This window comes from Streptomyces sp. NBC_00086 (assembly GCF_026343255.1).
In the GTDB taxonomy this organism is placed as follows: domain Bacteria; phylum Actinomycetota; class Actinomycetes; order Streptomycetales; family Streptomycetaceae; genus Streptomyces.
Genome location: NZ_JAPELZ010000001.1, coordinates 7,845,675 through 7,861,375 on the forward strand (window position 1 = coordinate 7,845,675; position 15,701 = coordinate 7,861,375).

12 protein-coding genes are annotated in these 15,701 nt (G+C 72.4%); 1 reads left to right on the forward strand and 11 read right to left on the reverse strand.

Going from position 1 to position 15,701, the window contains the following annotated elements; translation table 11 throughout:
• From OG276_RS35460 to OG276_RS35470, 3 genes are all read right to left on the reverse strand, one after another.
• Complete coding sequence (locus OG276_RS35460) at positions 1 to 780, reverse strand: PIG-L deacetylase family protein (protein ID WP_266911842.1); 780 nt, start codon at positions 778 to 780, stop codon at positions 1 to 3.
• A gap of 105 nt (positions 781 to 885) precedes the next feature.
• Positions 886 to 2,775: an ABC transporter ATP-binding protein gene (locus OG276_RS35465; RefSeq protein WP_266911844.1), complete on the reverse strand. Its 1,890-nt coding sequence runs from the start codon at positions 2,773 to 2,775 to the stop codon at positions 886 to 888.
• A gap of 385 nt (positions 2,776 to 3,160) precedes the next feature.
• The gene (locus OG276_RS35470; RefSeq protein ID WP_266911846.1) at positions 3,161 to 4,426 is read right to left on the reverse strand and encodes a peptidoglycan-binding protein; all 1,266 of its coding nucleotides are present in this window, start codon (positions 4,424 to 4,426) and stop codon (positions 3,161 to 3,163) included.
• Between the two features lie 358 nt (positions 4,427 to 4,784).
• On the opposite strand from OG276_RS35470, the gene OG276_RS35475 reads away from it, so the two are divergent.
• On the forward strand, positions 4,785 to 5,243 hold the full coding sequence (locus OG276_RS35475; RefSeq protein WP_266911848.1) for a GNAT family N-acetyltransferase: 459 nt from the start codon (positions 4,785 to 4,787) through the stop codon (positions 5,241 to 5,243).
• Between the two features lie 158 nt (positions 5,244 to 5,401).
• Here OG276_RS35475 and OG276_RS35480 read toward each other — a convergent pair whose 3' ends face one another.
• The 8 genes from OG276_RS35480 to ectA form a co-directional block, all read right to left on the reverse strand.
• On the reverse strand, positions 5,402 to 5,815 hold the full coding sequence (locus OG276_RS35480; RefSeq protein ID WP_266911850.1) for a rodlin: 414 nt from the start codon (positions 5,813 to 5,815) through the stop codon (positions 5,402 to 5,404).
• Positions 5,816 to 5,992: 177 nt separating this feature from the next.
• The gene (locus tag OG276_RS35485; protein ID WP_266911852.1) at positions 5,993 to 7,024 is read right to left on the reverse strand and encodes a phosphotransferase family protein; all 1,032 of its coding nucleotides are present in this window, start codon (positions 7,022 to 7,024) and stop codon (positions 5,993 to 5,995) included.
• Positions 7,025 to 7,203: 179 nt separating this feature from the next.
• Positions 7,204 to 8,991, reverse strand: a complete 1,788-nt coding sequence (locus OG276_RS35490; protein WP_266911854.1) for a S8 family serine peptidase — start codon at positions 8,989 to 8,991, stop codon at positions 7,204 to 7,206.
• A 147-nt stretch (positions 8,992 to 9,138) separates the two neighbouring features.
• Positions 9,139 to 11,925, reverse strand: coding sequence for an AAA family ATPase (locus OG276_RS35495; protein ID WP_266911856.1), 2,787 nt, complete (start codon positions 11,923 to 11,925; stop codon positions 9,139 to 9,141).
• Positions 11,926 to 12,029: 104 nt separating this feature from the next.
• Positions 12,030 to 12,932, reverse strand: a complete 903-nt coding sequence (gene thpD, locus OG276_RS35500; RefSeq protein WP_266911858.1) for an ectoine hydroxylase — start codon at positions 12,930 to 12,932, stop codon at positions 12,030 to 12,032.
• Positions 12,933 to 13,005: 73 nt separating this feature from the next.
• Complete coding sequence (locus OG276_RS35505) at positions 13,006 to 13,422, reverse strand: ectoine synthase (RefSeq protein WP_266911860.1); 417 nt, start codon at positions 13,420 to 13,422, stop codon at positions 13,006 to 13,008.
• A gap of 35 nt (positions 13,423 to 13,457) precedes the next feature.
• Entirely contained in the window at positions 13,458 to 14,726 is a 1,269-nt protein-coding gene (gene ectB, locus OG276_RS35510) for a diaminobutyrate--2-oxoglutarate transaminase (protein WP_266911862.1), read from the reverse strand.
• A 107-nt stretch (positions 14,727 to 14,833) separates the two neighbouring features.
• A complete protein-coding gene (gene ectA / locus OG276_RS35515; RefSeq protein WP_266911864.1) occupies positions 14,834 to 15,394 on the reverse strand; it encodes a diaminobutyrate acetyltransferase in 561 nt (186 codons plus the stop codon).
• Between the last annotated feature and the right edge of the window lie 307 nt (positions 15,395 to 15,701).

Here is a 15,701-nt window from a genome sequence, read left to right on the forward strand (position 1 = left end):
CTACGGGTGGTCGCACCGGCCGTCCGGCAGGGGCGATGCGCCGAGGCGGGTGTAGTACTCGGTCGAGATGATCGACTCCCGTACCTCTTGGGGGAGACGGGCGAGGATTCCGGGCAGGGGCCGCTCTCGGGCGGCCTCGCTGCGGTGGGAGAGGATCGCCGCCCACTTCTGCGTGAGGAAGGCGCTCACATCGACCGTCGCCGTGATGTGTCCGTCCGGTACGGACAGCACCTTCTTCCCCACCCGCGACAACAACGGGCCCAGCTCGCCCACCCCCGAGTCGGGGTGGGTGGCCGCGTACAGGGTGGCGGGCTGCCAGGGGGCGCCCGCGTCCGGGTAGTGGTGTTCCAGGCCCGCGGCGTGGAAGGCCAGGACGGCCGCTTGATGGGTACGGACGTGATCGGGATGGCCGGTCAGCTGGCCGTACGCGTCATGTGTCAGAACCAGCTGCGGCCGTACGGCACGGATGTGTGCCACGAGCATCTCCACGACCTCGTCGATGGGTGTGTCACACAGCCTCGGCCGGCCCGGGGCGGACTCCGGAACGCGTGCGTCGGCGTAGCCGAGCATCCGCGGCTCTCCAGCGCCCAGGACCTGGAGGGCATCGGCGAGTTCGGCGGCCCGGTGGCTGTCGCGGGACCAGGTCGCGGTGACGACCGCGGTGTCGAAACCGGCGGCGGCGTGCTGCGCGAGCACTCCGCCGGCGAGCAGCGATTCATCGTCCGGGTGGGCGAACACTCCGAGGAGGGAGGGCCGGTCGGGGGTGGGTGAGGGGGGCATGGGCGTGGCGCCTTCTTCCGGGGTGCGGGGTGCGGGGTGCGGGGTGCGGCGTGCGGCGTGCGGCGTGTCTGGGCTCGGCGGGTGGGGCTGGGCGGGCGCGGCCGGTCAGCGGTCCTGGGAGAGTGCGAGGAGTTCGGCGAAGGTTCCGCCGCCGTGGACGAGATCGTCGTAGCGGCCCTGTTCGGAAATGCGGCCGCCTTCCAGCACGATGATGTGGTCCGCGATCTTCGTGTTCTCCAGCCGGTGCGTGACCATGATGGTGATCCGGTCGGCGGCGATGGCCTTGATCCGCTCGAAGACCAGGTGCTCGCCGCGCGGGTCCATCTGCGAAGTCGGCTCGTCCAGGATCAGCAACTCGGGCTTGCGGTACAGGGCCCGGGCGCACGCTTCGCGCTGCCACTGCCCGCCGGAGAACTCGACGCCTCCCCAGATGTCGCGGGCCTGGAGGCTGTCCAGACCGTGAGGGAGGTCTTCGACGGCTTCGCGCAGGCCGACCGCGTCGATGGCCTCCCACACGGGTCCGTCGTCGTGGGTGCGGGGCTGGCCGAGGGTGATGTTCTCGCGCACCCGCAGCGGCCACTTGGCGAAGTCCTGCGGCACCAGGCCGGTGAGGCGCCAGACGGTGTCCGGGTCGGTGTCGGCGAGGTCGCTTCCGTTCCAGGTGACCTTGCCCTTGTCACAGAGGTAGATCCCGGTGATCAGCCGGGTCAGGGTCGACTTTCCGGAGCCGTTCGCTCCGACGATCGCGAGGATCTGGCCGCGTTCCAGGGTGAGGGAGACGCCGTCCACCGCGGGCTTGTCCTTGCCCGGGTATTGGTAGACGACCTCGTCGAGCCGGATCCGCTCCACCGGGCCGGTGATCTCGCGCGGCCCGCGCCGGGGAGCACGGGCGGCGGCCTCGTCGAGGAAGGACTGCATGTCGGTGAGGTAGAGGCTGGTGTGGAAGACCGCGGCGCCGTTGATGATGACCTGGGAGAGCGCGGCGAGCGCGGTCTGGACGGCGATGACGGCCGTGGCGGCGATGGCGGGTTCGATCCGGCCGGTCACGGCGAGCCAGGCGAGCGCCCCCCAGGTCGCGAGGAGGAAGACGCCGCCGGCCAGCGCGGCGAGCAGGGAGATCCGCAGGGTGCGGGGCGCGGCGGCCAGGTTCCGCCGGTCGCAACGGTCGGACAGGGCCCGGTACCAGTAGACGAGGTAGTCGGTCATCGAGTTGGCGCGGACCTCGTCGCCGTACTGGGAGGCCGTGGCCCACCAGCGCATCATCCCGCGGACGTTGCGGTCGCTGATGTTGGCGTAGTGGATCTCGTAGTCCACGCGGGCGGTCAGGACGGCGCCGATGCCGGCGGGCAGCACGGCGAGGAGCAGCAGGGGCAACATCATCACGTTCAGCAGGGACAGGACGCTGCCCGCGGTGACCAGGCGGATCAGCGAGGACATGAAGCGCTGGGCGTCGGTGACCATCACGTGGGTGCGGACCACCCCCATCTCGGCCGCCTCCTGCCGGTCGGAGAAGCCGTCCCCCGCGTAGGCCACGGCCTCGACCCGGCAGACCGCCTCGACCAGAGTGCTGTCGGTCTCCGAGGTGAGCAACGGGGTGATCCGCCGCTCGGCGTACGTGGCCACGGCCCCGGCGACCCGGTTCATCGCGGCGGCGAGCGCGACGACGAGCAGCGCGGGCAGGGCCCCCTGGAGGCGGTCGGCCGCACTGCCTGCGCCGAGTACGGGCCCCATCGCGCGGGCGGTGGCGGCCAGCAGTACCGCGGCGGACACGCCCGTGACGACCTGGCATCCGATCAGGAGTCGCACGGCCCGCCGGTCGGTCCGCCAGGACAGGCGGCCGATCCGGGCCAGGACGGACGGGAGCGTGGCGCACATCGTCCGGAAGGAGACCTCGGCGAGCGGATTGACGGCGAACTTCCCGCCGTAAGTGATCTCCGCCGGGGGCGGAGGGGGCGGAGCGCCGGCCGCTTTGGTGTGTGCTCGGGATGTGGTCATCGGGGCCCCCTGGGTCGCCGGTCGGACGCTGTCGTGAGCTCAACGACGGCCCCAGGTTTTCGAACACACGTCTTTCGGTCGGCCCTGGAATCCCGGAATGACGGGCGCGGGGGAGCGTGCGAACTACACCGACCCGTCTCCCATAACGGCACTGCCACCCAAGGGGGTTGGCCGAATCGCCGAGGTTCCCGTGCGCCGCACGGCAACGGGCGCGCCGGCCCGCATCGGGCCGGGCCCGCTTATAAGGTGCAGGGTTTCCCGTACGCCGAGAACCCCTGCGGAGCCGGCAGGAACCCACTGCCGTGGCTGGGCAGGTCCCCCCTTCCCCCGTGCCGTGGACGCAGTGGGGAAGGGGAGAGGGGGCAGGGGGGAAGGGACGGGCAGGTCAGCGGCCGGTCGTGGCGAAGAGGCGGCGCCAGGTCTCCGGGCCCGGGTAGCCGTCCGCCTCCGCGCCCCGCCAGCCCTGTGCCCGCTGGAAGGCTTCGACGTTGCGCCGGTCGCTCTCGGACCAACGGGGGCCGGGGCCCTCGGAGTAGTGCCGCCCGTAGCCGCGCTCGACCAGACGGCGGCCCAGCCGGGCCACGTGGTCGTTGGACTGACCGGGGCGGAAGTACTGCCCGCCGGGGAAGGCGGAGCCGGTCGTGGACCCGTCGCCCCCGGAGGGGATGTTCCGCCCCTTGCCGCCGGTGAGCAGGGTCCAGGTCGCCGGCCCCGGGATCCCGTCGGCCTCGGCGCCGCGCCACCCCTGCGCCTCCTGGAAGGCCTTGGTGGCGGCACGGTCCGCGGAGCCCCACACCGGCCCGGGGCCGGAGGCGTAGAAGCGGCTTGCGCCGCGCGCCACGAGCATCTCGCCGAGCCGGGTGACGTGGGGACCGTTCGCCCCGGGGCCGAAGGCGCCCGCCCCGGGGAACGCGCCGGAGTCCTCCTCGCCGCCGCCCTCGCGCAGGCCCGTGTAGCGGTAGGCCACGTAGCGCGAGGAGTTGTTCCAGTACGCGTACGGGTTCGTGCGCTTCAGGGTGTGCGGGCGGGTCTGCTCATAGGCGGTGTAACGGCTCATGGACGCATCGGTCCAGCCGCCGAAGAGCACCACATGGGATCCGGCGCCCGGGTCCGACGGGTTGTGGAACAGCAGCATGTCGCCGGGCCGCAGCTCGGACTTGGATATGCGCTGCCCGAACTGGTCCAGGCTGCCGGTCCACTGGTTGGAACCGAGGCCCCAGGCCATCGAGACGAAGCCGGAGCAGTCCGTCCGGTAGCCGTTCCGGTAGGCGTTCATGCTGTACGGGACCTGCGCGTCGACCCATTGCTGGGCCCGGCGCATGATGTCCGCCCGAGTGGTGGCGGTGGCCCCCGGGGCGCTCAGGCGCCCCGCCGAGTCCCGCACCAGGGGGCCGGTCGGTCCCTGGGGAGTGGACTGCGCGCCGTCGGGCGAAGGGGCGCGCCCCGTTTCGACGGCCTGTGCGGCCGCGGCTGTCCCCGGTGTGACGGCGAGGCCGCACGCTCCGGCGACGGTGGCGACGGCCAGTGCCCGGACCCGCCCGCGCGGCGTGTGCCGGGCGGCGGTGGAGCGGCGATCGGAACGGCACCCCGGGCAGGGGCAGTCCGCCGCCGGCGGTATCTCGGTGAAGTCGATCGGTGGCATGAGGAGCATGAGCGGCAAATCCCTCAGTACAGGGGCATAAGTGCCCAAGTCGATCATGCTCCATGGCGGGCCGGGAGGGGCTCAAGTCCTCCGGAGCGGTGTCCGGCATGTCGGACGGGGCACCGGGCCGTGGCGGGGGTCGATGCAAGGGCGTTGGGCACCGGGCACTCGGCGCTGCGGCGCTGCGGCGCTGGGCGCTGGGCGCGACGTGCGGGCGCGGCGGGCCGTCCTCGGCGCCGACGGTCCCGGAAGTGGACGCCGCGTCCCCGGGTGGGCGCGGGCTTCGACATTCGGGCGATGCCGCAGATCGGTGGGGCCGGGCATGATCCTTGGTCGAAGACCCTTACCGACGACGAAAGTGCGCATCATGTCGACCACCATCACCGTCCGCGCGGTCCGCGACGCGGACTTCCCGCAGTGGCGCGCCCTGTACCGCGGCTACGCGGACTTCTACCGGGTCGAGCAGACCGAGGAGGCCGCCGAACGCGTGTGGACGTGGATCAACGACCCCGCCCACGAGGTGAACGCCCTCGTCGCCGAGGACGTGGACGGCCGGCTGATCGGCCTGGCGCACTACCGCCCGTTCGCCCGCCCCCTTTCGGCCACCACCGGCGGGTACCTGGACGACCTGTTCGTCGACCCCGCCCGGCGCGGCTCCGGCGCCGCCGATCAGCTGCTCACGGCCTTGGGTGAGATCGCTGCCGAACGCGGCTGGAGCGTCGTCCGCTGGATCACGGCCGACGACAACCACCGCGCCCGGTCCAAGTACGACCAAGTGGCGACTCGTACGATGTGGGTCACCTACGACATGGCTCCGGCCAGCTGATCGAAGCGATTCGCGCGGGGCCCGGACGACCTGGGGCCTGAACGGTCTGGGGCCCGGACGGCCGACGGCCCGGCCGCGGAGCGCTCGTGCGGGCGTCCGCGGCCGGGCCGGGCCAGTCGGTCAGTCAGTCAGTCATTCAGCCAGTCAGGGGCGGGCCGTCAGCTTCCCTGCGACAGGTTGCCCGACAGGACCGGGATGTTGTCCAGGATGTGGGAGAGCGCCTCGTCGCCCTTGGCCTGGGTGGAGTTCTCGGTGCACTGCTGGTTCTGCGGGTTGGACAGGACGTTGATGTCCTGGACGCCCACGTTCGCGAGGACGGCGACGAGCGACTGCGCGTTGACCTTGACCGGCAGACCGATGCACGGCTTGTTCAGCGTGCCCTGGACCGCGGAGAGCTGGGGGCTCATCGCGCCGTGGGTCTTCTGGTTGCCGTAGGCCTGCACGGCGCCGTTGCCGTTGACGGTGTTGATCCCGTTGTCATTGCCGATGGCCATGGCCGGAGCGGCCATGGCGCCGCCGGCGCCGATCGCGGCGGCGGTGGTGACTGCGGTGACCATCATCTTCTTCAGCATTACCTGGAGATCCTTCGTTGGAGCGGGGTGGTACCCGTCGGTCATTTCGCCCTGGCAACGCCTGAGACCTTGCAGATGTGGCGCTAAGTCACCCGTTTGGCTCGACCCGCTCTACGGCCTGACGGGCGGCCCGGCCGGCGGGCGGGTGGACGAGCGGGTGGACGGGCGGGTGGACGGTCAGACGGGCGGAGCCTGCCTCAGGAGGTCCAGCGCCGTCGCCAAGTCGGCGGCGGCCAGGTCGGTGAGGGGCGCCCGCGCCTGCGGGTCGTAGCCGCGGGGGACGCCTTCGACCAGGACGATCAGCGCCAGGTAGGCGCGGTACATCGCGATGCGCAGGCGTTCGTCGGCCGTGAGCGGGCCGGAGCGGTAGCCGGACAGGAAGGCCGGGTCCCGGGTGATGTCGTCGAAGAGCGCGGTGGACACCAGGTCGGCGAGCGGATCTCCCCAGAACGCCCGTTCGCCGTCGATGATCCCGGTGATCTCCAGGCGTCCGTCCCGCTCGGCGAGCAGGATGTTGCCCTCCCACAGGTCGAAGTGGACCAGCGAGGGGGCCGTCACCTGGTCGAGGAGCCGGCCCCGCTCACGGACGAGGCCGAGGACGAGGCCGGGGTCGACGGGCAGCGGGGCGCCGAACCGGCGGGCGTCCGCGCAGACATCGGCCAGCATGCCCTCGAAGGCGATCCGCCAGCTCGTGCCGGCGCCCGCCGGCGGGTTCCCGTACGGATAGCCGAAGGAGGAACCCCGTACGCGGTGGAGCCCGCGGACGAGGCGGCCGAGGTCGGTGCGCAGTCTTGCCTGGTCCGAGGAACCGATCCCGGCGCGCAGCCGGTCCCAGGGTTCGCCCTCCAGGTGTGTCATCAGGAGGTAGTCGGCGCCGATCGCACTCCGGTCGAAGCCGGTCGCCACGACTCCGGGCACCGGCAGGCCGGGCACCGTCGAGGCACGCCGGTAGAACTCGGCTTCGGTGCGCATCAGCGCGTTCTCGTAGGTCATGAGCGGTGTGCCCGCCGGCGGTGCGACCTTGAGCACGACCGGCCGCTCTCCCGGGCCGGGGTCCCGCGGTCCGCCGGGCCGGGCGGCCAGGGTGAGCAGGTGGACCGAGTTGAAGGTGCCGCCGGCCAGCTCCCGGTGGCGCAGGACCCTGGTGTCCGGGTCCTGGGCGTGCGCGACCGCGCGCGTGATCTGTTCGTCGGTCAGGGTCCGCTGCATCGCGGGTGTCCTCCGGTCCGGAGCGTCTGACGGATCCACTGGGGAGAGCGCTCTCCCGTGGCGTGAACCTAACGCGCCGCCTCTGCCGGGGTCAAGGAGCCGTCGCCACTCGACCGGCATGCGCGCGACCCGGACCTCCCCGGGGAGGGGGAGGGCCGGGTCGCGCGGGACGGGACGGGTCAGGAGGCGAAGCAGAGGGACTGGCCGGTACCGAAGCCGTAGCAGTCGATGCGGCGCGAAGCGGTGGCCGTCAGGCCGGAGTTGTCGGTGACGGTCAGCTCGGCGGTGTAGCTGCGCTGTCCGGCCGGGTAGCGGTGGGCGACGGTGGCTCCGGTGCCCGTGGCGGCGTCGCCGAACTTCCACTTGTACGAGGCGATCGAGCCGTCGGAGTCCTTGGAGCCCGAGCCGTCGAAGGAGCAGTCCTGGTACCAGCAGGACACCGAGAACGCCGCGGTCGGCGGGGTGCCCGTCGGAGGCTGCGTGGTCCCGGCGGTGACGGGCTTGGTGACGGTGGCCGTGCGGCCGGAGTCGTCGGTGACGGTCAGCTTGACCGAGTAGGTGCCGGCGGCGGAGTACTCGTGGGACGGCTTGACGCCCTCACCCTTCGCACCGTCGCCGAACTCCCAGGCGTACGAGGCGATCGAGCCGTCCGGGTCCTTGGACGCCGAGGCGTCGAAGGCGCAGGAAGCGGCCGAAGTCGAGCACTGGGCGGCGAAGTCCGCGACCGGCTCACCGGGCTGGGTGGGAGCGCCGAGCTTGGTCACGTTCAGGAACTTGTTGGGGGAGCCCGAACCGGCCCCGGTCACCACACCCGACTGCGCGTTGTCCACCAGCGCGTCGCGCACCTGCTGCGGGGTGGCGTCGGGGTGCGCCGAGAGGTAGATCGCAGCCGCTCCCGCCGTGTGCGGAGTGGCCATGGAGGTGCCGCTCATCGTCTGGGTGCCCCCGCCCATCTTGGTGGAGACGATGGAGCCGCCGGGGGCGAACAGGTCGAGGCAGGAACCGTAGTTGGAGAAGCTGGAGCGGGCGTCGTTGCTGTCCGTGGAGCCGAGGGTGATGGCCGCGGGCAGGCGCGCCGGGCTGGTGTTGCACGCGTCCTTGCTGTCGTTGCCCGCGGCGACGGCCACCGGCACGCCCGCGTTGATCACGCCGGCCACGGCGTCGTCGAGCGCACGGTCGGCGCTGCCGCCCAGGGACATGTTGACGACGGCCGGCTTCTTGGCGTTCCTCGCGATCCAGTCCATGCCGGCCGCGATCTGCTCCGTGGACCCGGAACCCTGGCAGTCGAGCACCCGCACCCCGACCAGCTTCACGTTCTTGGCGACGCCGTATGCGCTGCCGCCCACGGTCCCCGAGACGTGCGTGCCGTGTCCGTGGCAGTCGGCGGAGTCCGCGTCGTTGTCGATGAAGTCGTAGCCCGAGGAGGCGCGGGAGCCGAAGTCCGAGTGCTGCCGGTAGAGGCCGGTGTCCGCGATGTACGCGGTCACCCCGCTGCCGTCGTTCGGGTAGGCGTAGGAGCCGTCCTTCGCTCCGTCGACGCGGTCGATGCCCCAGGACGGCGGGTTGGGCTGGGTCCCCGACACGCGGAAGACGGTGTCGGCCTGGACGTAGCGCACGCCCGGCGCGGCCGCGAGCCGCCGGGCCTGCGCCGGGGTCGCCTTCACGGAGAAGCCCTTGAGGGCGGCCGTGTACAGCTGACGGACCGCCCCTCCGTGGCGGTCCGTCAGCGTCTTCGCCTCCCCGGCGGTCTCGGCCGTGGCGGTGGCGCGCAGGGAGGGCGCGCCGTCGAGGACGACGAGGTACCGGCCGCTCACGGTGTCCGCCGCGCCCTCGCCGAGGACCCGGCCCTCCGCGGGTCCGGCGTGGGCCTGGGTGGCGGCGCCGAACAGGCCGAGGACGGTCGCGGTGGCGGCACCGAGACATATGGCCCCGAGCCGGGTGCTTCTTGCCGCACGCTGTGCACGCATCCAACTGCTCCTACTGATCGGGTTCCTGGATGCCACGGCGTGGGGGCCGGGGCACGGGGATCACCCTCGTGACACCGGGGGAGCACGGCAATCCGTACCCGGGTCCGTAGGAGTACCTATTCGCAGCCGTCACGCGCGCCCCGGGCGCTACGGAGTACGTACCTCCGTGCGGCTGCTGACCTTCAGCTTCCGCAGCACCTTCGCCACGTGCTGCTCCACCGTGCGCGGCGAGAGGAACAGCAGCTCGGCGATCTCCCGGTTGGTCCGGCCCGAGGCCACCAGCCGGGCCACGTCCGCCTCCCGCGGCGACAGTCCCTCGCCGTAGCCGCCCCGGCCGCGCCGGGCCGCCGCCACGTGCCCGCTGCCGCGCAGCGCCCGCCGGCAGCGGGCCGCCTCACGCACGGCTCCGATGCGCTCGAACTCGGCGGCCAGGAGCGCCAGTTCGTCGGCGTCCGGTACGCATTCCAGCGCGGCCTCCACGGCCTGGGCCGCGCTGTGCGGCCGGCGCAGCGCGGTGAACTGGGCAGCCGCCCGGCGGTAGTGCGCCGATGCCTCCTGCGGCTGACCGGCCGACCGGGCCACGGCCGCCCGGCACAGCGGCAGCGCCGCCAGCGCCAGGGGGTGGTCGCGTCCCGCGATGGCCTGCGCGTACTCCCCGGTCAGTCGTCCCGCGTCGGCGATCCGGCCCGCCCGGACGTACGCGTCCACGCCGGCCGCCGCCAGGTCCGCGGCCCAGCCCCAGAGCCCCTTGTGCCGGACGCGCGCGAGTCCCCGGTCGGCCTCGGAGCAGGCCGCGCCGGCCCGGCCCCGCGCGAGGTGGATGCGTACCGCCGCCGCGCCCGCGGCGGCCAGGACCGGCGAGGCCGCGTTGTGCGGATCGTCCAGAGCGGCCGCCGCGAGGTGCTCGGCCGCCTCCTCCCACTCCCCGTGCGCGGCGCCCAGGAGCCCCAGGACCAGGCGCGCCTCCGACTCGATGCCGTAGGCGCCCTGGGCCGCCTCCCAGACCTGCCGGGCGCGCTCGCCGAGCCCCTCCCAGCGCCCCTGGCTCCACTCCAGGCGCAGCACGGTCGCGTCGATGATCCCGCGCAGGTACGGGGCCCCGCACGCGGCGGCTATGCGGTCGCCCTCCCGGCGGAACAGGTCGGCCTCCGGGTCCTTGCCCAGCCAGGCCGCGGCGTCGGCGAGGTTCCCGCACATCCGCGCGAGCTCCAGGCGGCCCGCCCGGTCCGCCGCGCCGGCGGCGAGCAGGGCCTCCGCCTCGGCGCGCACCGCCCCCTCGCCGAGGGCCATCCGCAGGACGAGGTGGTTGCCGCGCACCGCGAGCCGCAGCGCCTCGTCCCCGTGCGCGGCGGCGATCCGCTCCGCGCGGCCGATCCACTCCTGGTAGACCGCGTACGGTTCTTCGCCCCACGTCGGCATGGCGAGTCCGGCCATGCCCCGGGCGGCGCGGGCCGGGCGTTCGCGGAGCTCGGCGACGGCGCGGACGGTGTCCAGCCGGCCCTGGCGGTGGTCGCCGGCCTGGTTGTTCAGCAGCAGCCCGAGGTTGAGCCGGATGTCCCCGCGCACGGCGTCGGGCAGCGCCCCGCCGTCGTCGACCACCCGGCGCAGCAGCCGGGCGGTGCGCCGGTGGGTGAGGCCGATCGTGGCCGCGCGGCTGAGCCGCAGGGCCAGGCGCGCGCAGTCCTCGGCCGGCAGCCCGGGATCGTCGAGGAGCCCTTCGAGGAGTTCCACGGCGAGCGCCGTGTCGCCGATCTCCCGGGCGTGCTCGGCGGCGTCCTCCGCGTAGCGCCGCCAGGCCTCCACGGCGCCGGCCTGCCGGGCGTGGTAGGCCAGCCGTACGAGTGGCGGCGCGGGCAGCGCGGCCAGCGCGGTGACGGCACGCAGGTGCAGGCGCCGCCGGTCCGGGCCCAGCAGGGCCTCGTACACGGCCTGTTGGGCCAGTCCGTGCCGGAATCCGTACCGGTCCTCGCCCCAGTCGTGGAGCACTCCGGCCCGCAGCGCGGCCCCCACGGCCGCGGCCCCGGCCTCCTCGTCGAGCCCCGCCACGGCGGTGACCAGGGCCTCCTGCGCCGGATCGCGCAGCACCGCGGCCGCGTGGACGACCGCGAGGGCCGGCGCGTCCAGTCCGGCGGTCCGATCGGCCATCGCCTCCTGGAGCAGGGCGGGCACGGCCGTCGGAGCGCCCGGACCCCGCACGAACTCCTCCAGCACGAAGGGGATCCCGGCGGTCCGCTCGTGCAACTCGTCCGCCAGCCGCGCGGATACGGGCCCGCCCGTGAGCGCGGCGGCCAGGGTGCGCACCTCGCCCGCGTCGAGCGCCTCCAGCCGCATCAGGAGGGACTCGTGACCGGCCGCCCGCCGGTAGGCGCGCCCCAGCGGCAACCCGGGGGCGGGCAGGTCCTCCCGCCGGTAGGTCAGTACGACGGCGAGCCCCGGCGGCGGATCCTCGATCAGGAACCGGATCAGGTCGCGGGTGCCGTCGTCGGCCCAGTGGAGGTCCTCGACGACGAGCACGGCCGGGCACACGGCGGCCAGCAGCGCTCCCACCGCGCGGAAGATCCGGTGCGTGGCGGCGGCCGGGTCGTGCAACGGCTCGCAGGGCGGGGGAAGCCGCTCGGCGAGCTCCGGCAGGTACGGCCGCAGGGCCCCGCACACGGGGCTGAGCCCGGCCGGCACGGCGTGGGCGAGGGTACGGAGCACATCGAACAGCGGCCCGTACGGGAACGGTTCGCGCAGCGGCGGACAGCTCCCCGACAGCACCCGCGCCCTGAGGTCCGGTCTGCGCGCGAGCACCTCGCGCACGAGCCGCGTCTTGCCGATCCCGGCCTCGCCCTCGATCAGCACCACGGCGGGCGGCCGGGCCAGCGCCGTACGCATCGCCCGAATCTCCGCATCCCGTCCGACCAGCACCGATGCGCCCATCCCCGCAGTCATGCGGGTGGAGTCTACGCAGCACCGCAGACCCCCGGTAGGGGTCCGCCCATCACCCCCGCCGGGTAGCCGACCCGGCCGGGCAAGCGCCGGGTCGGCCGGACGTGTCAGCTCACCGGGGTGAAGTCCCGCGAGGCGATGTATCCGGGGCGGCGCACCGGGGCGGCGAAGGGCTTCGACGGGCGGTTCTCGACGCTGTTGAAGACGAGGAACACGTTGCTGCGCGGGTAGGGCGTGATGTTGTCACCCGAACCGTGCATCGCGTTGCAGTCGAACCAGGTGGCCGAACCCGCCTTGCCGGTGAAGAGCTTGATGCCGCAGGCCGAGGCGAACTGGGTCAGCGCCTCGTCCGACGGGGTGCCCGCGTCCTGCATCCGGAGGGACTTCTTGTAGTTGTCCTTCGGCGTCGCACCGGCGCAGCCCAGGAAGCTCCGGTGGGAGCCGGGCATGATCATCAGGCCGCCGTTGGTGGAGTGGTTCGGCGTCAGGGCGATGGACACCGACACGGTGCGCATGTGCGGCAGGCCGTCCTCGGCGTGCCAGGTCTCGAAGTCGGAGTGCCAGTAGAAGCCGCTGGCGCCGAAACCGGGCTTGACGTTGATGCGGGACTGGTGCACGTACACCTCGGATCCCAGGATCTGCCGCGCACGCCCCGCGACGCGCGGATCGGCGGCGAGGGCCGCGAACACCTCGCTGATCCGGTGGACTTCGAAGACGGAGCGCACTTCCCGTGACTTCGGCTCCACGATGGACCGCTCGTCGGCGAGCGTCGAGGGGTCACGGAGCAGCCGGTCCATCTCGGCCCGGTAGACCTCCGTCTCCTCGGGCGTGATGAGTTCCTCGACGGACAGGAAACCGTCGCGCTCGTAGCTCTCCAGCTCGTGGGCCCATATCGGGCCCGGCGTGCCGGGATCGGACCAGACGACGGGGTCCACGCGGCCGCTGAGCACCTCCTCGGAGCCCCGGGTCGGATACAGGTCGTTCACCGTGCGTATGGATGCGGAGGTCATGGCGGTGCCTGCCTCTCCCTTCTCTTCCGTGTGAGTGCGTGTGCGAGTGCGAGTGCGCGAGCGTGTGGGTACGTCAGCCGTGGTCGGGCCCGGGTTCGGGTTCGGTGAGCAGCGGGTACACGCCGTTCTCGTCGTGGTCCTCCCGGCCCGTCACGGGCGGGTTGAAGACGCACAGGCAGCGGAACTCGTGCTTCACGCGCAGGGTGTGCCGCTCGTGGCCGTCGAGGAGGTACATGGTTCCCGGCGTGATCGTGTACGTCAGACCCGTCTCGTCGTCCGTGAGCTCGGCCTCTCCCTGCGTGCAGACCACGGCCTCCACGTGGTTCGCGTACCACATGGACGTCTCCGTGCCGGCGTACAGGACGGTTTCGTGCAGGGAGAAGCCGACGCGTTCCCTGGCCAGGACGATGCGCTTGCTCTCCCAGGTGCCGGAGGCCGCCTTGACGTGGCGGTCGGTTCCCTCGATGTCCCGGAACGAGCGGACGATCATGTTGGTGCCCTTCGTGGTGTGTGGCGGAGTGCTGGTCAGGCGGTTTCGCGGACGGAGCGGGCGAGGATGTCGAGGCCCTCGTCGAGTTCGTCGCCGGTGACGGTCAGGGGCGGGAGCAGCTTCACGACCTCGCCCTGGGGGCCCGAGGTCTCGATGAGGAGACCGTGCTCGAAAGCCCTCCGGGACACCGCGGCCGCGCGCTCCTTGTGGGCGAACTCCACGCCCCAGACCAGCCCGCGGCCCCGGTACGTCGCGCCCAGCCGGGCGTGTTCGCCGCACAGCTCGTGCAACGCGCCCTCGATGCGCGCGCCCTGCATGAGGGTCCGCTCGCGCAGGACGCCGTCGCCCCAGTACGTCTCCAGGGCGGCCGTCGCGGTGACGAAGGCCGGGTTGTTGCCGCGGAAGGTGCCGTTGTGCTCGCCCGGCTCCCACAGGTCCAGCTCGGGCTTGAACAGGCACAGGGACATGGGGAGTCCGTAGCCGCTGATGGACTTCGACAGCGTGACGATGTCGGGGGTGATGCCCGCCTCCTCGAAGGAGAAGAACTCGCCGGTCCGGCCGCAGCCCATCTGGATGTCGTCGACGATCAGCAGCATGTCGCGGCGTCGGCACAGGTCGGCGAGGGCGCGGAGCCATTCCGCGCGCGCCACGTTGATCCCGCCTTCGCCCTGGATGGTCTCGACGATGACCGCGGCCGGGTGGTTGAGGCCGGATCCCTGGTCCTCCAGCAGGCGCTCGAACCAGAGGAAGTCGGGGGTCCTGCCGCCGAGGTAGTTGTCGAAGGGCATCGGGGTGCCGTGGACCAGGGGTATGCCGGCGCCGGCCCGTTTGAAGGCGTTGCCCGTGACGGCGAGGGAGCCGAGCGACATGCCGTGGAAGGCGTTGGTGAAGGACACGACCGACTCGCGCCCCTTGGCCTTCCGCGCCAGCTTGAGCGCCGCCTCTACGGCATTGGTCCCGGTGGGGCCCGGGAACATCACCTTGTAGTTCAGTGCGCGGGGTTCGAGGACGTGGGACCGGAAGGTCTCGAGGAAGGCCCGCTTGGCGGTCGTCGCCATGTCGAGCCCGTGCGTGATGCCGTCGCGCTCCAGGTAGTCGAGCAGGGCGCGCTTCAGGACGGGGTTGTTGTGGCCGTAGTTCAGGGACCCGGCGCCCGCGAAGAAGTCCAGGTAGCCGGAGCCGTGTTCGTCGTACAGCCGGCTTCCCGTGGCGCGCTCGAAGACTACGGGCCAGGCGCGGCAGTAGCTGCGCACCTCGGACTCCAGGGTCTCGAAGACGGACAGGACCGGCTCGGTCATGGTCAAGGGGACTCTCCAATGAGCGTGGGGTGGTGTGTGCCGCGCGTTCGGCGCGAGGCCTTCGGTGCGAGGCATCGGTACGAGGCTTCCGGTACGAGGCGTTCGGACCGGGATCAGAAGTGCAGCGGCCCGATGCGGTGCAGGACCTCCGGGGCGTAACCGCGGTCCGGGAACTCCTCCGGGGCGAACAGCACCTTGCGCGTGAGCGTGGCGCCGTGCCGGGCGGCGTACGAGGCGAAGAGCCGCTCCGACGCGAGGTTGCCGGGGGAGATGGTGGTCTCCAGGAAGCTCAGTCCGTGTTCTGCCGCCACCCGGGCGGAGAGGCCGTCGAGCAGGTCCGCGGCGATGCCCAGGCCGCGGACGGATTCGTCGACGGCGATCTGCCAGACGAGCAGGGTTCCGGGGCTCTCGGGGCGCAGGTATCCGCTGACGAATCCGACGGGACGCCCGGAGGAGTCGCGGGCCACCGCGGACGTGCCGGCGAAGTCACGGCACCAGAGCAGATAGCTGTAGGCCGAGTTGAGGTCCAGCGTCCTGGAATCGCGGGCGAGGCGCCACAGCTGGCGGCCGTCGCTGGGGCGGGGGCGGTCGATGTGCGTGGTGGAGGTGGTCGAGGCGGTCGGTACGGACGGTGTGGTCTTCCGGTAATGGGCCAGTTCTGCATGAGCAGTCATGCGGGCCGAAGCTACCGAGGGTTGGAGCGGATTGCACGGGGCCAAGGGGTTACGGGGCGGATGTCTTTCGTGATAGATGGAGATGCCCTGCGGAGGGCTCGGAAGGTCCGGCGATGCGGCCGATGTGTCGTGGCATATGCCGATATCTTCACCCCACCCCCGGTTTTATAACGAGCCGGTAACGTCTTTGCCCTGTCTCACGTTTTCCCCTCGAGTGTGATGTCTTCCTCGGCCGGTCGGGGGTTTCGTTCGCTGCTGCGCGGACATAGGCGACAGGCAGGGCCCGGGGTGAGCCCTGCCCGGATCG